Below are 21264 nucleotides of genomic sequence, written 5' to 3'. Positions count from 1 at the left end.
GCAGGCTAAAGCGCTATGCTCGCTGGATGAACCCGTTCCCCGGCCTGACCGACCTGCCCCGCCAGCTGCGCCAGCCTCAGGTGCGCGACCTGGCGTGGGTGATCCTTGCCCCGCCGATGCTGCAGCAAACACCCTGGCCGCAACGCCATCCGCTGGCCGCCAGTGACTGGGTTGCGCACCCTGAGCGCCTGCAGCAATGGCTGTATGCGCTGGATCGCGACAGCAGCGCACTGCAACACTGGCTGGCGCAGGCCACCACGCGGCGTTTAGGGTTGTACTACGAAAGGCTATGGCAGTTTGCCTTGCAACAGGCGCCCGGGGTCGAGCTGCTGGCCGCCAACTTGCCGATTCGCACCGCAGGCCACACCCTCGGCGAGCTGGACCTGCTGCTGCGTGATGCCGAGGGTGTGCACCACCAGGAACTGGCCATCAAGCTCTACCTGGGGCCAGCGGGTGGCGATGGCCACGATCCTGCGCACTGGCTGGGCCCCGGCTGCCACGACCGCCTGGACCGCAAGCTTGCGCACCTGGCCGATCACCAGTTGCCAATATCTGCCCGGGCCGAGAGCCGCGAGGCCCTGAGCGCCTTGAACATCGAGCAGTTGAGCGCCCACCTGTGGCTGGCGGGCTACCTGTTCTACCCCTGGCCCGGGCATGCCGACGCGCCTGAAGGTGCGCACCCGCAGCATTTGTGCGGGCAATGGCTGCATCAACGCGACTGGCCGGCGTTCGTCGAGCAGCGTCTGGAGGGGTGTTGGCAACCCTTGCCACGCGAGGCCTGGCTGGCCCCGGCACGCTGTGCCGAAGGACAGAACTGGAGCGAGGCGCGGATGAGCGACTGGCTGCGCGCCCTCGACCCACTGGCACCTGCACAACTGCTGGTACGCCTGGTGCAGGGCGTAGACGGCGAGTGGGAGGAAGCGCAGCGGGTGTTTCTGGTGTCTGACCTGTGGCCGAATCTGCCGGGCTGAGGGCAACCGGTGGGAGCGGGCTTGCCCCGCGATCGCAATCCGTCTGACGCACCGCTATCGCGGGGCAAGCCCGCTCCTACAGCCCCAAGCGCAGCGCCAACGCCGCCAAGGTCAGCAACAACACCGGCACCGTCAGCACAATTCCGACCTTGAAGTAGTAACCCCAGCCAATGGTCACGCCCTTGCGCTGCAATACATGCAACCACAACAAGGTGGCCAGGCTGCCGATCGGGGTGATTTTCGGCCCCAAGTCGCTGCCTATCACGTTGGCGTAGATCATCGCCTCCTTGACCACCCCCGTGGCCGAGCTGGCATCGATCGACAGCGCGCCGATCAACACCGTCGGCAAGTTGTTCATGACGGACGACAACAGCGCGGCCAGCAGCCCCGTGCCCATCGCTGCGCCCCACACGCCGCCCGCCGCGAAGCTGTCGAGCCAACCCGCCAGGTAGTCGGTCAGCCCGGCATTGCGCAGGCCGTAAACCACCAGGTACATGCCCAGAGAGAACACCACAATGTGCCAGGGCGCTTCCTTGAGCACTTTGCGGGTGGAAATTTTGTGCCCGCGCGCCGCCACCAACAGCAACACCAGGGCGCACACCGCAGAGATTGCGCTGATCGGGATGCCCAGCGGTTCCAGGGCAAAACAACCGACCAGCAGAATCACCAGCACCAGCCAACCGGCAACGAAGGTTGCCGGATCCTGCACCACGCTTCGTGGCCGATCCAACTGCAGCGGGTCATAGTCGGCCGGGATGTCGCGGCGGAAATACCACAGTAATACCGCCAGGGTCGCCAGCACGCTGACCAGGTTGACCGGCAGCATCACCGCGGCATAGCGGTTGAAACCGATACCGAAGAAGTCGGCCGAAACGATGTTGACCAGGTTCGACACCACCAACGGCAAGCTGGCAGTGTCGGCAATGAAACCGGCGGCCATGACAAACGCCAGGGTCGCCGCCGGGCTGAAGCGCAAGGCCAACAGCATCGCCACTACGATCGGTGTGAGGATCAGCGCCGCGCCGTCATTAGCGAACAACGCCGAGACCAATGCCCCGAGCAACACGATAAAGCAGAACAGGCGCCGCCCACTGCCGCGCCCCCAGCGCGCCACATGCAGCGCCGCCCAGGCGAAGAAGCCGGCCGCGTCGAGCAACAGGCTGATGATGATCAGGGCGATGAAGGTACCGGTGGCGTTCCAGATGATCTGCCAGACCACCGGAATGTCACTCCATTGCACCACACCGCTGAGCAGCGCCAACAGCGCACCGCCCGTGGCGCTCCAACCGACGCCCAAACCACGGGGCTGCCAGATCACCAGGGTAATGGTCAGCAGGAAAATCAGCGATGCCATCAGCATTACACAAGCCTTGAAAACGAATTCGATGAAGCGGCGAATTCTAGCGACAGATCAATTCACGGTTAGCAATTTTTTGTTGCAATAAGCAAGCAATCGTCCCCCCAACGATTACAGTGACTTTAACTGCGCCAACAGAGCGTGGACTTTGACCTGACCACGAGGAAAGACCATGACCGTGAACACACCCCAGGCACGCTACAGCGGCCTGTCGATTACTTTGCACTGGTTAATGCTGGTGCTGCTGGCAGCGGTGTACGCCCTGATCGAACTGCGCGGGCTGTTCCCCAAAGACAGTGTTGAACGCAACCTGATGAAAGACCTGCACTTTATGCTCGGTCTGACAGTGTTCGTGCTGGTCTGGCTACGCCTGGCCCTGCGCCTGAGCCGGCCGACGCCGCCCATCGTCCCGGCACCGCCCGCCTGGCAGACCGGCCTTGCACACCTGATGCACCTGGCCTTGTACCTGTTGATGATCGGCCTGCCGATTGCCGGCTGGTTGATCCTCAGCGCCGCCAACAAACCGATCCCCTTCTACGGCTTCGAACTGCCCGCGTTGATCGCACCGGACCCGGATCTGGCCAAATTCATCAAAGGCTGGCACGAACGCATCGGCAGTTGGGGTTACTGGCTGATCGGCCTGCATGCCCTGGCCGGGCTGTTCCATCACTATGTGCAGCGTGACAACACCCTGCTGCGCATGCTGCCGCGCAACGATTAAGTAAATCCACGACGGCCCTGCAGACCGCCAGTGTGCAGAAAGATCAGGCGTGTGCCGGGGGCAAACGCGCCACGTTCAACCTGTTCACGCAGCGCCAGCAGGGCCTTGCCGGTGTACAACGGCTCCAGCGCCATACCCGATTCGGCCTCGCAGGCGTCGATAAACCCGAGCAAGGTCTCATCGACCTTGGCAAAGCCGCCGCGACAGGCCGGGTACAAACGGTAGCCATGGTCCCCGGCGAGCGCTTGCACCTGAGCCGGTACGCCGTGGTCCAGCGGCAGCGCCAAGGCACCATGCACCTCACGCGCCCCTGCTTCAGCCAGCACCAAGCCGGCCAGGGTGGTACCGGTACCCGCCGCCAGCCACCAACCGTGGTAATCCGACCAGCCCAAGGCGGCCAATTGCCTGCGGGCTTGCTCGACGATCAACGCGCAGCCTTTGGCGCCCAAGGGGCCGCCACCGCCTTCAGGAACGCAATGCCAACCCGGGTAGTGAGCCTGCCAGGGCAACCAGAAATCCGCCTGATGGCGCGCGCGATAGCCGGCATAACCCAGCCAGTGCAACTGCATGCCGAACGCCTGCAAGTCACGGACGGTCGCGGTGTCCTGAACATGCCCACGCAACAGGCCTGCCGTGGCGAAACCGAAGCGTTTGCCAGCCGCCGCCAGAGCATGCAGGTGATTGGAATGCGCACCGCCCAGGCTGATCACGCCCGGCGCTTGTGCGCGCTGGGCCAGGCGCAGATGCTCAAGAAGCTTGAACCACTTGTTGCCGCTGATCAGCGGGTCGATCAAGTCCAGGCGCAGCACCGCCAGCTCGACGCCGAACGGGCGTAGCCAGCTCAGGTCGAGGCGCTGCAAAGGGGCGTTGGGAAGTGTGTCAAAACCCGTCATTTTCAGATCACTGCCGCAGGGAAGCGGCAGTTTAACAGCGCGGCGGAGTGGGCACCCCGCCGCGTACACCACTCAGAGCTCGGCGGCCAGGCGTGAACCCTGGTTGATCGCACGTTTGGCATCCAGCTCGGCCGCCACATCGGCGCCGCCGATCAGGTGCACCGAATGGCCGGCCGCCAGCAGCCCTTCCTGCAGTTCGCGCAGCGGGTCCTGACCGGCACAGATCACCACGTTGTCGACCGCCAGTACCTGTGGCTCACCTTCGGCGATTCGGATATGCAGGCCCGCATCATCGATGCTCAGGTAGTCGACGCTGTTGAGCATCTGCACCTGCTTGTTCTTCAAGCCGGTACGGTGAATCCAGCCGGTGGTCTTGCCCAGGCCATCGCCCACCTTGGTTTTCTTGCGCTGCAAGAGGAACACCTGACGTGCCGGTGCATGCGGTTCGGCCTTGATCCCGGCCACACCGCCGCGCGCCTGCAGCGCGGTATCGATACCCCACTCCTTCCAGAACGCTTCACGGTCCAGGCTGGTGGCCTTGCCCTGATGCACGAGGAACTCGGACACGTCAAAACCGATGCCACCCGCGCCGATCACCGCCACACGCTGACCCACCGGTTTGCGCTCAAGCAGCACATCCAGATAGCTCAGTACCTTGCTGTGCTCGATACCTGGAATCGCCGGCACGCGCGGGGCGATACCGGTGGCCAGGATGATTTCGTCAAAACCGCCGGCAGCCAGTTGCTCGGCACTCACGCGCGTATTCAGGCACAGCTCGACACCGGTGGTTTGCAGCTTGCGCTTGAAGTAACGCAGGGTCTCGTAAAACTCTTCTTTGCCCGGCACACGCTTGGCGACGTTGAACTGACCGCCGATTTCACTGGCCGAATCGAACAGCGTGACTTGATGGCCGCGCTCTGCCGCCACCGTAGCGGCCGCAAGCCCAGCTGGGCCGGCACCGACCACGGCAATCTGCTTGACCTGGGTGACCGGCAGGTAGTTGAGCTCGGTTTCATGGCAGGCCCGCGGGTTGACCAGGCAACTGGTCAGCTTGCCGCCGAAGGTGTGGTCCAGGCAGGCCTGGTTGCAGCCGATACAGGTGTTGATCTCGTCGCTACGACCGGCCGCGGCCTTGTTGACGAACTCAGGGTCAGCCAGGAACGGGCGCGCCATGGAGACCATGTCGGCATCGCCATCAGCGAGAATCTGCTCGGCCACTTCCGGGGTGTTGATACGGTTGGTGGTGATCAACGGGATTTGCACCGCGCCACGCAGCTTGGCCGTCACCTTGCTGAAGGCCGCCCGTGGCACCTTGGTGGCAATGGTCGGGATCCGCGCTTCGTGCCAGCCGATACCGGTATTGATGATCGTCGCCCCGGCTTTTTCGATGGCCTGGGCCAGTTGCACGATTTCGGCCCAGTCACTGCCGCCCTCGATCAGGTCGAGCATCGACAGGCGGAAGATGATGATGAAGTTCGGGCCAACGGCCTCGCGCACGCGACTGACGATCTCTACGGCCAGACGCATGCGGTTTTCATAACTGCCGCCCCAGCGATCGGTGCGATGGTTGGTGTGGGCGGCGAGGAACTGGTTGATGAAGTAACCTTCCGATCCCATGATTTCGACGCCGTCGTACTCAGCGCTTTGCGCCAGCAGCGAGCAATTGACGAAGTCCTGGATCTGCTTTTCGATGCCTTCTTCATCAAGCTCATGGGGCTTGAACGGGTTGATCGGTGCCTGGATCGCACTCGGTGCCACCGACTTGGGGCTGTAGGCATAGCGCCCGGCGTGCAGGATCTGCATGCAAATCTTGCCACCGGCCTCATGCACGGCCTGGGTGACGATGCGGTGCTTCTCGGCTTCTTCCGGCGTGCTCAGTTTGGCAGCGCCCGAATACACCCCGCCCTCCACGTTCGGCCCGATGCCACCGGTAACCATCAAGCCGACACCGCCACGGGCGCGCTCGGCAAAGTACGCCGCCATACGCTCGAAACCACCGGGTTTCTCTTCCAGGCCGGTGTGCATCGAACCCATCAGGGTACGGTTGCGCAAGGTGGTGAAGCCCAAATCCAGCGGGGCGAGCAAATGCGGGTAACGAGCGGCGGTCATAGTGAACTCCACAACAGGCCTAATCACGGGATGCGGGCGCCTCACCAAGGCTGGCGGGGCCCGTCAGTTATCTGAGGCCGACATTAAAGAGCCCGCTCATCAGGCTCAATGACCGAAAATGACAAGTTATTGATCCTAATGCACCCGAGGACTACCCTTAGGACCGAATCCCTTGTTGGCGCTGTGCTGCTTCATGCGAAAACTTCTGTTAGGCGCCCTGGCGCTAGTTGTCATTGCTGCGCTCTGCGGCTACGGGTTCTGGACCGAGCAGCGGCCGGCAGGCCATTACCTGTCTGACCTGCGTATCGAACTGGCCATGAGCGAAGGCGTTCCCGCCGACCACGGCAACTTGCTTGGGGTCGAGCCGCAGCTCAATCCCAGCGACTACCAGAACCTGCAACGCCTGCACCGCAAGCTGGCGGCGTATCTGGAGCAGGCGCGCGCCCAGGGCCTGATCAACACCCGCACCATTGTCATCCTGCCCGAGCACATCGGCACCTGGCTGTGGGCGCGCGGCGAAAAAAACGAGCTGTACCAGGTCACCCAGCGCCGTGATGCCTGGCAATGGCTGGAAGTCAGCAACCCGCTGCGCTATGGCCTGGCCATGCTCAACGCCGAGGGTGACGACCGCCGTGCCGATGCTCACCTGCGCATGAAGGCGCAGCAAATGGCCAGCGATTACCAACAGTTGTTTGGCGGCCTGGCCAAGGAATTTGGCGTCACCCTGGTGGCGGGCTCGATTGTCTTGCCTTCGCCACGGGTCGAGCACGGCGTCCTCAAAGTCGGCTCAGGGGCGCTGTACAACAGCAGCCTGGTGTTCGCTGGTGACGGCTCGGTACTTGGCCAGCCTCAACTGCAACAACACCCCGATGGCGACGTACGACGCTACATCGACAGCGGCACCGACCAGCCGCCACAAGTGTTGCAAACCCCGGCCGGACGCCTGGGCGTGCTGATCGGCAGCGACAGCTGGTACCCAAGCAATCAGCAACAGCTGGCCAATCAGTCGGCACAGATCATCGCCAACCCGGCATTCCTCGGCGGCAAAGACAGCTGGAACGGGCCCTGGCGCGGCAACCGCCATCAGCCGCTGGCGACCAGACTGCCGTTCAAGCCCGGCGAAGTCAGCGAGGCCCTCGCCTGGCAACAGCTGACCTTGAACGCCAACCCCTCGAACATGATCAGCATGAGTGTGTTCCAGCGCGGGCGCTTCTGGGACGTGGTTGCTGACGGGCATGGCTTTGCCAACCGCGCAGGCGTCACGCTGAACGGCAACAGCAGCTCCGGTGCGCGTCTGCTGAACCTGTGGTTGTAGGTGGATGATGAACCGCCCACGGATGCGCCTGGGAGACCTCTCAGTCGGGTTTATCCAATGCCTGAGTGAAACCCTGCACCAGCGCGGTATCGACTCCACAGCGCTGTTGCAGCGCTATGGTCTGGACCATGCTCGTCTGGCCGAAGCGGGTGCCCGCTTGTCCATCGCCCGCTACATGCACCTGGGCCACACCGCCATCGAACTGAGCGGCGATCCGGCGCTAGGCCTGCACATGGGCCGCCGCAGCCGCCTGAGCCATGCCGGACTGGCTGGCGTTACTGCCGCCCAAGCGCCGACTGTGGGTGAAGCCGCACGCACCTTGCTGCGCTTCGAGCCGCTGTATGCCAGCAACTACCGTGGCCGCTCAAGCTTTCATGAAGACAGCAACGGGGCCTGGCTGCGCTTCTACTCGATCAGCCCCTACAACGCCTACAACCGCTTTGTCGTGGACTCGCTGTTATCCGGTTGGCTGGCGCAGTTGTCGGACCTGGTGGCGGTGGACATTGTCGCCGATCGGGTAGAGATCGAGTTTGAGCCACCGGAGTACGCTGCTGACTACCAGGCGCTGTGCAGCAGCCCGATACAGTTTGGCGCGCAGACCAACCAGTTGCGCTTGAGCCGAGCCAGCCTGGCCCTGCGCAACCCAGCGCATTGCCCCAGCACCTGGCGGCATTTGCTGAACCTGTGTGAGGCAGAACTGGAACAACGCACGCGGATTCGCAGCCTGAGCGAGCGCATTGCCCATTTGCTCGGGCCGTTGCTCAATGGCGGACGTGAACCGGATCTGGAAGAAGTGGCGCGCCACCTGCAACTGCCCACCTGGACCTTGCGGCGCAAACTGGCTGAGGAAGGCATGCAGTTTCGCGCCATTCTCAATGACACCCGGCACGACCTGGCGATGACCTACATCCGCGACACGGAATTGGCCTTTGGTGAGATTGCCTACCTGCTCGGGTTTGCTTCGGCCGAAGCCTTCCAGCGCGCATTCAAGCGCTGGAACAGCATGACCCCAGGGGAGTTTCGCCGCAGTCAGCGGCGTACCGGCTGAAACTACAGCTCGGTGGCGTCCTCGGCAGGCTCGAGCGGGTCGAGTTCAAAGGCGCGGTATTCGAGTAGTTCTTCTTGATAATCGTCCATTATCTGCTCCGTCGTTTTTCATTCTATTCATTGATTCGTCAACGAGCCTAAAGTGCCGCGATGACAGAAAAATGACAATGACGCTTATCAAAACAACGTAGCAGCTAATGGAAAAATTACCTGCCGCTACTGCGGCGCCTGCTCAGGGCTGCTGGCAGGCACTACCGGGGCGGTGCTCGATACCGGCTCAGCCGGTGCAGGCGCCGGCTGCTCAACATTGATCGGCGTCGCCTCGCTGGGCGGCGCTACGGGCTTGGAACCGGCACTGTCGTCGACGACAGGCGCCGCAGGGGCTTCGACCACGGGCACCGCTTGAGATGGCGCAGGCTCAACGGCAGCGGGTGCCGGTGCAGGCGCTGCAGGCTCGACCGGTGCCAGGGCGGCAGGCGCCGGCGCAGCGGCGCTTTCAGGCACACCCAGTGCGGGCGCAGGTTGTTCCGGCGACTTTTTCAGCGACAGCTTCTTTTTCTGCTCTTTGGGCAGAAAGCTTTCCACCAGCGCGAAGTAGCGCTCGTAGAACTTGGCCGAGGTAACGGTTTCGCTGGCCACTTTGACCATCGAGTCGTCTGTGGAGCCAATCGGCATCGACAACGAGCCCAGCACCCCTACCCCGACGCTGGCCGAGGTATTGGATTTCTTCAATGCATAGCGGTCCTGCAAGGCATTGGCGAACATGGTCGAGCGCAGTTCATCGCCGCTGTCGCGGGCACACACCACGTTGAAGCTGATTTGCAGGTGCGACTCGCCGGTCTGCTGGAAGCTCTTGTTGCCAATCACCTGCCCGGCATCGCTGTTGGTGATGATGTAGCCCTGACTGAGCAATGCCCGCCGCGCAGCCTCACAGCTACCCGCTTCGCTGACCGGGAAGCTACGCGAATAGGTACCCGAGTCGTCGAAATTCTCGTGTTCGTAAATGGCAGCTTTCTTTGAAGAACAGCCAGCAACACCCGCCAGCACCAGGGCCAGCCCCAGCGCACTGAAGACGGTTGACTTTGACATTGCAAATCCTGAGTAAAACGATCAGGGCCTATTGTGCAACACATCGGCAGATCACTGGAACCGCAGCCGGGCCATCACCGCAGAAAATTCACCGGAAAAACCGCAAATCAGGCACTTGAGCGGCGCGCCGCCGGTCGAAAAAGCCTTGAGTCCATCGAGCAAACGATTTGTTGCAATCGGCAAGATAACAGCGCTTTTTCCCGAGCAATGTCCGACTACGCTGGCATGAGGCCAGCATTCACTTCAACAGGACAACAGGAGTTACCTCGGTGAAAAACGTATCAGTGAAAATGAAGCTGCTGCTTGGCTTCACCCCCATTCTGGTGCTGATGGTGCTCCTCGCTGTCACCGCCATCAACAGCTTGAACACCTTGACTCAGCGCGCCGACAGGCTGGTATCGGTCAACTACATCCTCGACAACCTCAATGAAATGCGCGCTGCCCAGTTGAGTTTCGAAATACGCCGTGAGGCCACCTTTGCCAGCCAATTGGAGTCCGCCTACCAACAAACCCGGCAATTGCTCGATGAAAACCTCAAGCACCTGGCGGACGCCGACTCGCAGCGCTTGTTGCGCACCACCCGCGAGGACCTGCAGCGCTATCTGGAGCAGTTCCAGCAGTTGCAGGCAGCAGCCGCCAACAGCCCGCAGTCCATAACGCTGCACGAGCAACTGCTGGACACGCTGCACACAGGGCTCAAGGCGATCAACCAACTGATCACCCTACAGAACCAGCGTAGCGAAGAGCAGGCCAGCCACAGCCGCACCTTGATGCTCTCCCTGCTGTTCTGCGCCCTGGTGTTGGGCGGCATCATCAGCGCGCTGATCATTCGACAAATCACCCGTCCCTTGGGCCAGGCCCTGCAGATTGCCCAGCGTCTGGGTGAAGGTGATCTGACCAACGCCAGCCATGAGCCGCGCCGCGACGAATTCGGCCAACTCCTGCAAGCGCTGACGCAAAGCAGCACTAACTTGCGCGAGATGCTCGGCCACACCGGCACCGTCACCCGTCAACTGTCCAGCGCCGCCGAAGCGCTATCGACCATCACCGAACAGACCAGCGCAGGCATCAACAGCCAGAAAATCGAGACCGACCAAGTGGCCACGGCCATGAGCGAGATGGTCGCCACCGTTCAGGACGTCGCACGCAACGCCGAATACGCCAGCGAAGCGACCCGCCAGGCCAATAGCCAGGCCCATCAAGGCGACCAGGTAGTGCGCAGGGCTGTGGCGCAGATCGAGCAACTGGCCGCGGACATCGGTAGCTCGACTCAAGCCGTCAACGTGCTGTCAGCAGAAAGCGAACGCATCAGCAGCGTCATGACCGTCATCAACGCCATCGCCGAGCAAACCAACCTGCTGGCGCTCAACGCAGCCATTGAAGCGGCACGGGCGGGTGATGCCGGACGTGGATTTGCCGTGGTCGCCGACGAAGTGCGCGGATTGGCCAAGCGCACCCAGCAGTCCACCGCCCAAATCGAAGCGATGATCGTCTCGCTGCAGCAAGGGGCGCAAAAAGCCGCCGAGATGATGCACAGCAGCCATCAGATGGTGGGTGCCACGGTAGCGCTGGCCAATGAGGCCGGCATTGAGCTGCAAGCCATCAGCCAGACGGTTACCAGCATCCAGACCATGAACGTGCAGATTGCCACAGCGGCCGAACAACAAAGCGCTGTGGCCGAATCGATCAATCGAAGTGTGCTGAGTGTCCGCGATGTCGCGGAACAGTCGTCCACCGCCTCGCAGCAGACTGCGACCTCGTCGATGGAGCTGGCGCGCCTTGGCAACGAGCTGCAACAGCTGGTGGCACGTTTTAGAGTATGAGTGCAGTGGGATGAACGGATTTGTAGGAACGGCGGTGCGGCGACCCGACCTGTCTCGCGATTGCGGTGCGTCAGTCATATTGCATCGCGGGGCAAGCCCGCTCCCACAGGGGGGGCAAGGCAGTTGCTCCCACCGCAACGGGCACAAAAAAAGCGACCCGGGGGTCGCTTTCTTTGTGACTTCAATATGGCGCAGCGGACGGGACTCGAACCCGCGACCCCCGGCGTGACAGGCCGGTATTCTAACCGACTGAACTACCGCTGCGTGTCGTGCAAACCTGGATCGCGAAACCACCGCTGATCTCAGGCACAAAAAAAGCGAACCTTAGGTCGCTCTTCTTGTAGCTTCGAGGAGTTCAAGGGCCTCGAAGCAAATATGGCGCAGCGGACGGGACTCGAACCCGCGACCCCCGGCGTGACAGGCCGGTATTCTAACCGACTGAACTACCGCTGCGTATCGTACAAGCTTGCGCTTGCTTGAAACTGGGATCTGGCCTGAAGGCTTCGGTGCCTTCGGACCTCAAACCGGTCATTGACCGATCTGGAGAAAAATGGCGCGGCGGACGGGACTCGAACCCGCGACCCCCGGCGTGACAGGCCGGTATTCTAACCGACTGAACTACCGCCGCGCAGTGTGGACTTGCGTCCGGTTCCTCTCAGGTGACGCCTTCTTGCGAAAGTGTCGAACCAGGAACATCTCAGGAAGTGGTGGGTGATGACGGGATCGAACCGCCGACCCTCTGCTTGTAAGGCAGATGCTCTCCCGGCTGAGCTAATCACCCGTGTGCTTCGCTGAGGTGGCGAAATTTACGCAGGTATCGAACCTAAGTCAATACCCCTGTTGAAGTTTTTTTCACGGAGGTGAAAAAAACAGCTGCAAGGGATGAGCTTCAAGCGGCAAGTAAAAGCAAAATCCAAAGCACACCGCGAACCACTTGAAGCTTGCAGCTTACAACTTGAAGCTACCGGTAAATCATCTTCTTGGTCATGCCACCATCGACCACGAACTCTTGCCCGGTAACAAAGCCTGCATTGCGCGACAACAGCCAGGCAACCATGGCTGCAACGTCTTCCACGGTCCCTACCCTGCCCGCCGGATGCTGGGCATGGTCGCTTTCGGTCAGTGGCTCGGCACGGCGCTGGGACGGATCACGCGCATCGATCCAGCCAGGGCTTACCGCATTGACACGAATTTCCGGACCCAGGCTGACCGCCAACGCATGGGTAAGGGCCAATAGCCCGCCCTTGCTCGCCGCATAGGCTTCGCTGTCAGGTTCTGATTGCCCGGCACGGGTAGACGCCAGGTTGACGATGGCGCCGCCATGGGCGCGCAGGTACGGCGCGCAGTGTTTGGCCAACAGCATCGGCCCACCGAGGTTGACCGCCAGCACCCGATTCCAGTGCGCAAGGCTCAGGGTTTCGAGGGTGGTGTTGTGCGGATCGGCAACCGCGGCATTGCACACCAATGCATCAAGGCGACCGAACTGGCCGAGTACTTCGGCCACAGCGGTTTTGACTTGAGCCTCATCGGCGACGTCCATGGCGATGAACCAGGCGTTGTCGCCCAGTACCTTGGCAGCCTTGGCACCGCGCCCGCGATCCAGATCGGTAAGCACCACCTGCCAGCCCTCGGCGATCAGCCAGGCAGCAATGCCCAGGCCAATCCCTCGGGCCGCGCCGGTGACCAGGGCGACACGGCCATTATGGCTGTTGTCGCCCACCGACCAGTCGATCACAGCGCCGCCAGACCGCGGGCCAGGTCGGCTTGCAGGTCAACCACATCTTCCAGGCCTACCGCGACGCGGATCAGGCTGTCGCGAATGCCAGCGGCCTCACGCTCTTGCGGCGCCAGACGGCCGTGAGAGGTGGTGGCTGGATGGGTGATGGTGGTTTTGCTGTCACCCAGGTTAGCGGTGATCGAGATCAAACGGGTGGCGTCGATAAAGCGCCAGGCGCCCTCTTTGCCGCCCTTGACCTCAAAGCTCACCACGGCACCGAAACCGCTCATCTGGCTTTTCGCCAAAGCGTGCTGCGGATGGCTTGGCAGCCCGGCGTAGTGCACCTTCTCGATACCTTCCTGCTGCTCCAGCCATTCGGCCAGGGCCTGGGCATTGGCACAGTGGGCGCGCATGCGCAAGTTGAGCGTTTCCAGGCCCTTGAGGAAGATCCACGCGTTGAACGGGCTCAGCGACGGCCCGGCCGTGCGCAGAAAGCCCACCACCTCTTTCATCTGCTCGCTGCGCCCGGCAACCACACCGCCCATGCAACGGCCCTGGCCGTCGATGAACTTGGTCGCCGAGTGCACGACGATATCGGCGCCCAGCTTCAGCGGCTGCTGCAACGCCGGGGTGCTGAAGCAGTTGTCGACCACCAGTTGCGCGCCCTTGGCGTGAGCGATCTCGGCCAGCGCCGCGATGTCTACCAGTTCGGCCAACGGGTTGGATGGCGATTCGACGAACAGCAGCTTGGTGTTGGCCTTGATCGCTTGCTGCCAACCGGCGAGATCCGCCAGAGGAACGTAATCGACCTGGACACCGAAGCGCTTGAAGTACTTCTCGAACAGGCTGATGGTCGAACCGAACACACTCTGGGAGACCAGTACATGGTCACCCGCGCTGCACAAGGCCATCACCGTCGACAGGATCGCCGACATGCCCGTGGAGGTCGCCACAGCCTGCTCAGCGCCTTCCAGGGCGGCAATGCGCTCTTCGAAGGCACGAACGGTCGGGTTGGTGTAGCGTGAATAGACGTTGCCTGGAACCTCGCCCGCGAACCGCGCAGCGGCATCGGCCGCTGTGCGGAACACATAGCTGGAGGTGAAGAACAGCGGATCGCTGTGCTCACCTTCCGGCGTGCGATGTTGGCCGGCGCGTACCGCCAGCGTATCGAAAGCGACCCCTTCGAGGTCGCTGTCCAGGCGCCCGGCATCCCATTCCTGTGTCATGCCGCTGCTCCTAAATCAATTGTTGTAGAGGTCGATGATCGCGCTGACCGCCTGATTCTTGACCTTGGAGGCATCGTTACGCGCCTGCTCGATCTTGTTCAGGTAGGCCTCGTCGATGTCGCCGGTCACGTATTTGCCGTCGAACACCGCGCAGTCGAAATGCTCGATCTTGATCTTGCCACCCCCCACAGCCTCGATCAGGTCTGGCAGGTCCTGGTAGACCAGCCAGTCGGCGCCGATCAGCTCGGCGACATCTTCGGTGCTGCGGTTGTGAGCGATCAGCTCATGAGCGCTCGGCATGTCGATGCCGTAGACGTTAGGGAAGCGTACCGCCGGCGCCGCCGAGCAGAAGTAGACATTCTTCGCCCCGGCTTCGCGGGCCATCTGGATGATCTGCTTGCAGGTGGTGCCACGGACGATGGAGTCATCGACCAGCATCACGTTCTTGCCGCGGAATTCCAGCTCGATGGCGTTGAGCTTCTGGCGTACCGACTTCTTGCGTGCCGCCTGGCCAGGCATGATGAAGGTGCGGCCGATGTAGCGGTTCTTGACGAAGCCTTCACGGAACTTGACGCCCAGGTGGTTGGCCAGTTCCAGCGCAGCGGTACGGCTGGTATCAGGAATCGGAATGACCACGTCGATGTCGTGATCCGGGCGTTCGCGCTGGATCTTCTCGGCCAGCTTCTCACCCATGCGCAGGCGCGCCTTGTACACCGAAACGCCGTCGATGATCGAATCGGGACGGGCCAGGTACACGTGCTCGAAGATGCACGGCGACAGTTGCGGATTGGTTGCGCACTGACGGGTGTGCAATTTGCCTTCTTCGGTGATGTACACCGCTTCACCCGGCGCCAGATCGCGAATCAGGGTAAAGCCGAGGACGTCGAGGGAGACGCTTTCGGAGGCGATCATGTACTCGACGCCTTCGTCGGTGTGGCGCTGACCGAAGACGATCGGACGGATGCCATTCGGGTCACGGAAGCCGACGATACCGTAGCCGGTGATCATCGCCACCACCGCGTAGCCACCGACGCAACGGTTGTGTACATCGGTCACGGCGGCGAACACGTCTTCTTCGGTTGGCTGCAGCTTGCCGCGCACCGCCAGCTCGTGGGCGAAAACGTTGAGCAGCACTTCAGAGTCGGAGCTGGTGTTGACGTGACGCAGGTCGGACTCGTAGATCTCCTTGGCCAACTGTTCAACGTTGGTCAGGTTGCCGTTGTGCGCCAACGTGATGCCGTAGGGCGAGTTGACGTAGAACGGCTGAGCCTCGGCCGAGGTCGAGCTGCCTGCGGTTGGGTAACGCACGTGACCAATGCCCATGTGCCCGACCAGGCGCTGCATATGGCGCTGCTGGAACACATCACGCACCAGGCCGTTGTCCTTGCGCAGGAATAACCGGCCGTCATGGCTGGTCACAATACCGGCAGCGTCCTGGCCGCGGTGCTGGAGGACGGTTAGCGCGTCATACAGCGCCTGATTGACGTTCGACTTACCGACGATACCGACGATGCCACACATGCGACGCAACCCCTACTTAATGAAACTGGACTGAGCAGCTTTCAAGGCGTTTTTGGCCCCAGAAGCTGTTCCTTGAACGGGAGATCAGCCGGTGCGCTGATTCCGCTGGCTAGCCACTGACTGGTGAACCCCAGAATGAGGTTTTTCGACCAATCAGCCACCAATAGAAATTGTGGTATCAGGCGTGATTCCTGCCACCACTGATCTTGTTGTACCGGCCCCAGGCTCAACAGCCCGACAGCCACTACCACCAGCAAGGCCCCACGGGCGGCACCGAAGGCCATGCCCAGGAAGCGGTCGGTTCCGGAAAGCCCGGTAACGCGAATCAGCTCGCCGATAAGAAAGTTGATCATGGCCCCCACCAGCAAGGTGGCGACGAAAAGAATGGCGCATCCGGCAATGACGCGGGCCGATGGCGTCTGGATATAGGACTCCAGGTACTGCGACAGCGAACCACCGAACATCCAGGCCACCGCACCGGCAATGATCCAGGTAAGCAGCGACAAGGCCTCTTTGACAAAGCCGCGCTTGAGACTGATCAGCGAAGAAACGGCGATGATTGCGAAAATCGCCCAGTCGACCCAGGTAAATGCCACAGTGTTGCCTGCAAACGGATAAGGCGGCGCATTTTACCAGAGCAACGGGCTATCGGTAAGCAGTGATTTGCCGCCCGGCTCTGGCCGGGCGACGAGCAATCAACTGCGCTCGGGCTGGAAGCGCACGATAATGCCGTTCAGCTTCTGCTGGCGGCTGATCACATCACGCAGGCGCTCGGCCTCGGCACGCTCGATCAACGGCCCGACGTACACCCGGTTAAGACCGCCAGCGGAGCGGATGTAGGCGTTGTAACCCTGGCTGCGCAAGGTTTTCTGCAGGCTTTCGGCACCGGCGCGGTTGGACAGGCTGGCCAATTGCACCGACCAGCTGACCGGCAGACCATTGGCGTCGATCTTGCCCGCCGCAGGCTTGGCCGCAGCAGCCACGGCAGGCGCTGGCTTGACCTCAGGCTTGGCCGCTGATGGCGGCGTGGCAGGCTTGGCGGCAACGGCTGGTGCAGGAGCAGGTGTCGAGGCTGGAGCCGGAGCAGGAACCGCTGCGGGAACTGGCGCGATCGGTGTACTCGGCGCCTGCACGGGCGCTGTGGATTCGTCGACGATCACCGGGTTTTCATCCGGCAGCACCTGTGGCTCAGGTACCGCCACAGGTTCAACCTGCACTTGCGGCATGCTTGGCGCTGCCGGGGCTTGCGGCGCGTCGACGCGCACCTGCCGCATTTCATCTTCACGCGAGAACAGCATCGGCAAGAAGATCACCGCCAGCGCCACCAGCACCAGCGCCCCGACCATGCGTTGCTTGACCACTTTATCCAGCAATGCCATCTGCCCCTTCCTCCATGGCGTGCCGCTCCAGCCACTGCAGGGCTTCGCCGACACAGAAAAACGATCCGAACAGCAGAATTTCATCATCCGCCGTTGCCAGCGCAGCTTGACCGTCAAGGGCTTCGGCGACACTGGCATACGCGGTCACTTCAGCACCGAGATTCGCCAGCGCCGTTTCAAGCTCTGCGCCAGGACGACTGCGCGCCGTGCCCAGCGGCGCAACGGCCCAGCCCTGGACGGCACTCAGCAGCGGCTGCACAACACCAGCCAGGTCTTTATCGGCCAACAGGCCAAACACTGCCAGACGCTTGCCCGCTACCGGCCGTGCCGCCAGGCGCTGCGCCAGGTACTCGGCTGCGTGCGGGTTGTGGCCGACATCCATGAGGATAGTCAATGCCTTGCCCTGCCAGCGAAACGCCCGACGATCCAGACGACCAACCATGCGCGTGGCGCGCAACACGCCGGCAATCTGTTCGGCATCCCAGGGCAGGTCCAGCAGCAGGTGGGCCTGCAAGGCCAGCGCGGCGTTTTCCATCGGCAGATCGAGCAGTGGCAAGTCGTGCAACTCGACCTGCTGGCCTCGGCTGCCCACTCCTCGCCACTGCCAGTAGCGGTCAGTGCTGGCCAGATCGAAATCACGGCCGCGCAACAGGAACTGGCAATTGAGCTCACGCGCCTTGTCGAGCAAGGGCTGCGGCGGATTGAGGTCACCGCACAAGGCCGGTTTGCCCTGACGGAAGATACCGGCTTTTTCGAAGGCTACCGATTCACGGGTATTACCCAGGTAATCGGCATGATCAACGCCGATACTGGTAACCAGCGCCATATCGGCATCGACGATATTGACCGTGTCCAGACGCCCGCCCAGACCGACTTCAAGCACCACGGCATCCAGGGCCGAGCGCTTGAACAGCCAGAACGCCGCCAGCGTGCCCGCCTCGAAATAGGTCAGGGAGATCTCGCCACGGGCCGCTTCAACAGCGGCAAAGGCTTCGCACAGCTGCTGATCGTCAGCTTCCTGGCCGTCGATCTGCACCCGCTCGTTGTAACGCAGCAGGTGCGGCGAACTGTAGACCCCGACCTTGAGGCCCTGGGCACGCAGCAACGCGGCGACAAAGGCGCAGGTAGAGCCTTTGCCATTGGTGCCGGTCACGGTGATTACCCGTGGCGCCGGCTTGTCCAGCCCGAGCCTGGCTGCAACCTGTTGCGAACGCGCCAGGCCCATGTCGATGGCCGAGGGGTGCAACTGCTCGAGATAGGCGAGCCAGTCGCCAAGGGTACGTTGGGTCATACGGTGGCAGGCGCCGGCGGAACGACGATCGGCTCAAGCACAGGCTCGACGAACTTCGGCGTCGGCAGGCCCATCATTTGTGCCAGCAGGTTGCCCAGACGCTGACGCAGTTCCTGACGCGGGATGATCATGTCGATCGCACCGTGCTCGAGGAGGAACTCGCTGCGCTGGAAGCCTTCTGGCAGTTTTTCACGCACGGTCTGCTCGATCACTCGCGGGCCGGCAAAGCCGATCAGGGCTTTTGGCTCACCAACGATAACGTCGCCGAGCATTGCCAGACTCGCCGAAACACCGCCGTAGACCGGGTCAGTCAATACCGAGATGAACGGAATGCCTTCTTCGCGCAGACGCGCCAGCACTGCCGAGGTCTTGGCCATCTGCATCAGCGAGATCAGCGCTTCCTGCATACGCGCGCCACCGGAGGCCGAGAAGCAGACCATCGGGCAACGGTTTTCCAGGGCATAGTTGGCGGCGCGAACAAAACGCTCACCGACGATGGCACCCATCGAACCACCCATGAACGAGAATTCGAAGGCGCTGACCACCACCGGCATACCCAGCAGGGTACCACTCATGGAGATCAGGGCGTCTTTTTCACCGGTTTGCTTCTGCGCGGCGCTCAGACGGTCCTTGTACTTCTTGCCATCACGGAATTTCAGGCGATCGACCGGCTCCAGGTCGGCACCCAGTTCGGCACGGCCTTCAGCATCGAGGAAGATGTCGATACGAGCACGTGCGCCGATACGCATGTGATGGTTGCACTTGGGGCAGACATCCAGGGTCTTTTCCAGCTCCGGACGATACAGCACGGCCTCACAGGACGGGCACTTGTGCCACAGCCCTTCAGGTACCGAACTCTTCTTCACCTCGGAACGCATGATCGATGGGATCAGTTTGTCTACTAACCAGTTGCTCATGCTTTCTTTCTCCAGTAACGGCGACCGGCAGGCTTTGGCTGCCAGGTTCGCACGTATGCCCTTGAGCTCAATTCATGTATGTCGCGATGATGGACCGGCTCCGGCGCCCCACATACTGCGAGGTGCCCCGATACCGAACCATCGTCAACCTGTAAGGGCAACGCCAAGGGCGTCGCCCGGTAATTTCGACCGGCCCATGGGCGCGATCCGGCAGCAACGGGCTGCGAAAGCTATGGACGATGGCGCGCGGCCAGCCGTCACATTGGCATCAACCGTCGGCATCAGGCGCGTTTGACCGCGCTGATAAAGGCTTCGATCCGCGCGGCATCCTTGATGCCCTTGGCTTGCTCCACACCTCCACTGACGTCCACTGCGTATGGCCGCACCTGAGCGATGGCTGCAGCAACGTTATCGGCCGAAAGACCGCCGGCCAAAATGATCGGCTTGCTGAGTTTTTCCGGCACCAGAGACCAGTCGAACGCCTCACCGGTGCCGCCCGGCACGCCGGCGACATAGGTATCGAGCAGAATCCCGCTGGCCCCGCTGTACAACTGGCAGGCGGCTTCCAGATCATCGCCGGGACGCACCCGCAACGCTTTTATCCATGGCCGGTTATGACCCGCGCAATCGGCCGGGGTTTCATCGCCGTGAAACTGCAGCAGGTCCAGCGGCACGGCTTCGAGGATTTCAGTCAGCTCGCAGCGGCTGGCATTGACGAACAGCCCCACCGTGGTCACGAACGGCGGCAAGGCCGCGATGATGGCCCGCGCCTGCTGCACATCGACCGCCCGCGGGCTCTTGGCATAGAACACCAGACCAATGGCATCAGCGCCCGCCTCGGCCGCCGCCAGCGCATCTTCGATGCGGGTAATACCACAGATTTTGCTGCGAACGGCGCTCATGAAGCGTGAACCTCGGCTGATCTGGAAAGTCCCGGATGTTAGCAAATGACGTCTGGGCCGTCAGCCGCCAGCGACTCGTAACCGGTGAGAAAGTGTGGGCCGATGTAACGCTCGGGCAACGCGAACTCGTCGTGGTACTCCACTTGCACCAGGTACAGGCCAAAAGGATGGGCGGTGACGCCACCGGCGCGCCGCTCACGGCTCTCCAGTACGTCCCGGGCCCACTCCACCGGTCGCTCGCCAGCGCCAATGGTCATCAATACCCCGGCAATGTTGCGCACCATGTGATGCAGGAAGGCGCTGGCACGGATATCCAGGACAATCATCTTGCCGTGACGGGTGACCCGCAGGTGGTGAATGTTCTTGATCGGCGACTTGGCCTGGCACTGCCCCGCGCGAAAGGCGCTGAAGTCATGGGTACCCACCAGATACTCGGCCGCCAGGGCCATGCGCTCGACCTCCAGCGGCCGATGGTTCCAGGTGACCTCCTGGCCCATGTGCGCCGGGCGGATCTGGTCGTTGTAGATCACGTAGCGGTAGCGCCGGGCAATGGCCTTGAAGCGTGCGTGAAAATGCGCCGGCATCTCCTTGGCCCAACTTACGCTGATGTCGTGCGGCAGGTTGATATTGGCGCCCATGGTCCAGGCCTTCATGCTGCGCACCGCCTGGGTGTCGAAATGCACCACTTGACCGCAGGCATGCACCCCGGCGTCGGTGCGTCCGGCGCACGCCAGCGATACAGGCGAGTCGGCGACTTTCGACAACGCCTCTTCAAGGGTCTGCTGAACACTCAGCACACCATCGGCCTGGCGCTGCCATCCGCGATAACGCGAACCTTTGTATTCGACGCCAAGGGCGATGCGGAAGAAGCCGTCGGCTGCCGACTCGGCCGCCGTGTTATCAATGATTTCCAAGAAAATACAGCCTGTAGATTAAGCAGATGGCGGGAATTATAACGACAACGGCAGCCACCAGGGCTGCCGTCG

18 protein-coding genes and 4 tRNA genes are annotated in these 21264 nt (G+C 62.1%); 5 read left to right on the top strand and 17 right to left on the bottom strand.

Annotated features, from left to right (window positions below; translation table 11 throughout):
- Positions 1-26 precede the first annotated feature (26 nt).
- Positions 27-971, top strand: coding sequence for a DUF1853 family protein (locus ACVWSC_RS08730; protein WP_442113257.1), 945 nt, complete (start codon positions 27-29; stop codon positions 969-971).
- Positions 972-1047: 76 nt separating this feature from the next.
- On the opposite strand, the gene ACVWSC_RS08725 is transcribed toward ACVWSC_RS08730, so the two are convergent.
- Positions 1048-2331 carry an arsenic transporter gene (locus tag ACVWSC_RS08725; RefSeq protein ID WP_442113256.1) on the bottom strand — a complete coding sequence of 428 codons (1284 nt, stop codon included), beginning with the start codon at positions 2329-2331 and terminating at the stop codon, positions 1048-1050.
- A gap of 169 nt (positions 2332-2500) precedes the next feature.
- Here ACVWSC_RS08725 and ACVWSC_RS08720 point away from each other — a divergent pair, with 169 nt between their 5' ends.
- Positions 2501-3049 carry a cytochrome b gene (locus ACVWSC_RS08720; protein ID WP_442113255.1) on the top strand — a complete coding sequence of 183 codons (549 nt, stop codon included), beginning with the start codon at positions 2501-2503 and terminating at the stop codon, positions 3047-3049.
- On the opposite strand, the gene ACVWSC_RS08715 is transcribed toward ACVWSC_RS08720, so the two are convergent.
- Positions 3046-3942: a 1-aminocyclopropane-1-carboxylate deaminase/D-cysteine desulfhydrase gene (locus ACVWSC_RS08715; protein WP_442113254.1), complete on the bottom strand. Its 897-nt coding sequence runs from the start codon at positions 3940-3942 to the stop codon at positions 3046-3048. The two genes, ACVWSC_RS08720 and ACVWSC_RS08715, sit on opposite strands and share 4 nt — an antisense overlap.
- Before the next feature lie 72 nt (positions 3943-4014).
- The gene (locus ACVWSC_RS08710) at positions 4015-6051 is read right to left on the bottom strand and encodes an oxidoreductase (protein WP_442113253.1); all 2037 of its coding nucleotides are present in this window, start codon (positions 6049-6051) and stop codon (positions 4015-4017) included.
- Between the two features lie 193 nt (positions 6052-6244).
- On the opposite strand from ACVWSC_RS08710, the gene ACVWSC_RS08705 reads away from it, so the two are divergent.
- Together ACVWSC_RS08705 and ACVWSC_RS08700 are read left to right on the top strand one after the other, a co-directional pair.
- Positions 6245-7366, top strand: coding sequence for a nitrilase-related carbon-nitrogen hydrolase (locus ACVWSC_RS08705; protein ID WP_442113252.1), 1122 nt, complete (start codon positions 6245-6247; stop codon positions 7364-7366).
- A 7-nt stretch (positions 7367-7373) separates the two neighbouring features.
- On the top strand, positions 7374-8414 hold the full coding sequence (locus ACVWSC_RS08700; RefSeq protein WP_442114276.1) for an AraC family transcriptional regulator: 1041 nt from the start codon (positions 7374-7376) through the stop codon (positions 8412-8414).
- 215 nt (positions 8415-8629) lie between these two features.
- On the opposite strand, the gene ACVWSC_RS08695 is transcribed toward ACVWSC_RS08700, so the two are convergent.
- Entirely contained in the window at positions 8630-9502 is an 873-nt protein-coding gene (locus ACVWSC_RS08695; RefSeq protein WP_442113251.1) for a DUF2242 domain-containing protein, read from the bottom strand.
- 269 nt (positions 9503-9771) lie between these two features.
- Here ACVWSC_RS08695 and ACVWSC_RS08690 point away from each other — a divergent pair, with 269 nt between their 5' ends.
- Positions 9772-11325, top strand: coding sequence for a methyl-accepting chemotaxis protein (locus tag ACVWSC_RS08690; RefSeq protein WP_442113250.1), 1554 nt, complete (start codon positions 9772-9774; stop codon positions 11323-11325).
- Positions 11326-11512: 187 nt separating this feature from the next.
- Here ACVWSC_RS08690 and ACVWSC_RS08685 read toward each other — a convergent pair.
- The 13 genes from ACVWSC_RS08685 to truA form a co-directional block, all read right to left on the bottom strand.
- Positions 11513-11589: transfer RNA gene (locus ACVWSC_RS08685), tRNA-Asp, on the bottom strand.
- Positions 11590-11701: 112 nt separating this feature from the next.
- Positions 11702-11778, bottom strand: a tRNA-Asp gene (locus tag ACVWSC_RS08680).
- Positions 11779-11876: 98 nt separating this feature from the next.
- Positions 11877-11953, bottom strand: a tRNA-Asp gene (locus tag ACVWSC_RS08675).
- Between the two features lie 77 nt (positions 11954-12030).
- Positions 12031-12106 (bottom strand) — tRNA-Val (locus ACVWSC_RS08670).
- A gap of 180 nt (positions 12107-12286) precedes the next feature.
- Positions 12287-13045, bottom strand: coding sequence for an SDR family oxidoreductase (locus ACVWSC_RS08665; RefSeq protein WP_442114275.1), 759 nt, complete (start codon positions 13043-13045; stop codon positions 12287-12289).
- Positions 13046-13056: 11 nt separating this feature from the next.
- Entirely contained in the window at positions 13057-14268 is a 1212-nt protein-coding gene (locus ACVWSC_RS08660) for an O-succinylhomoserine sulfhydrylase (protein WP_442113249.1), read from the bottom strand.
- A gap of 15 nt (positions 14269-14283) precedes the next feature.
- Positions 14284-15789 carry an amidophosphoribosyltransferase gene (gene purF, locus ACVWSC_RS08655; protein ID WP_442113248.1) on the bottom strand — a complete coding sequence of 502 codons (1506 nt, stop codon included), beginning with the start codon at positions 15787-15789 and terminating at the stop codon, positions 14284-14286.
- A gap of 41 nt (positions 15790-15830) precedes the next feature.
- Positions 15831-16385, bottom strand: a complete 555-nt coding sequence (locus tag ACVWSC_RS08650) for a CvpA family protein (RefSeq protein ID WP_442113247.1) — start codon at positions 16383-16385, stop codon at positions 15831-15833.
- A 99-nt stretch (positions 16386-16484) separates the two neighbouring features.
- On the bottom strand, positions 16485-17168 hold the full coding sequence (locus ACVWSC_RS08645) for an SPOR domain-containing protein (protein ID WP_442113245.1): 684 nt from the start codon (positions 17166-17168) through the stop codon (positions 16485-16487).
- Entirely contained in the window at positions 17152-18459 is a 1308-nt protein-coding gene (folC, locus tag ACVWSC_RS08640; RefSeq protein ID WP_442113243.1) for a bifunctional tetrahydrofolate synthase/dihydrofolate synthase, read from the bottom strand. The genes ACVWSC_RS08645 and folC overlap by 17 nt, the downstream gene beginning before the upstream one ends.
- On the bottom strand, positions 18456-19376 hold the full coding sequence (gene accD / locus ACVWSC_RS08635) for an acetyl-CoA carboxylase, carboxyltransferase subunit beta (RefSeq protein WP_442113241.1): 921 nt from the start codon (positions 19374-19376) through the stop codon (positions 18456-18458). Before accD ends, folC begins: the two co-directional genes overlap by 4 nt.
- A 281-nt stretch (positions 19377-19657) precedes the next feature.
- A complete protein-coding gene (locus tag ACVWSC_RS08630; protein ID WP_442113239.1) occupies positions 19658-20278 on the bottom strand; it encodes a phosphoribosylanthranilate isomerase in 621 nt (206 codons plus the stop codon).
- Positions 20279-20316: 38 nt separating this feature from the next.
- On the bottom strand, positions 20317-21192 hold the full coding sequence (gene truA, locus ACVWSC_RS08625; protein WP_442113237.1) for a tRNA pseudouridine(38-40) synthase TruA: 876 nt from the start codon (positions 21190-21192) through the stop codon (positions 20317-20319).
- Between the last annotated feature and the right edge of the window lie 72 nt (positions 21193-21264).

The sequence above is a fragment of the Pseudomonas sp. NUPR-002 genome, from assembly GCF_056322725.1.
The sequence above is the reverse complement of the archived record's forward strand: the minus strand, read 5'-3'. Positions and strand labels throughout refer to the sequence as shown.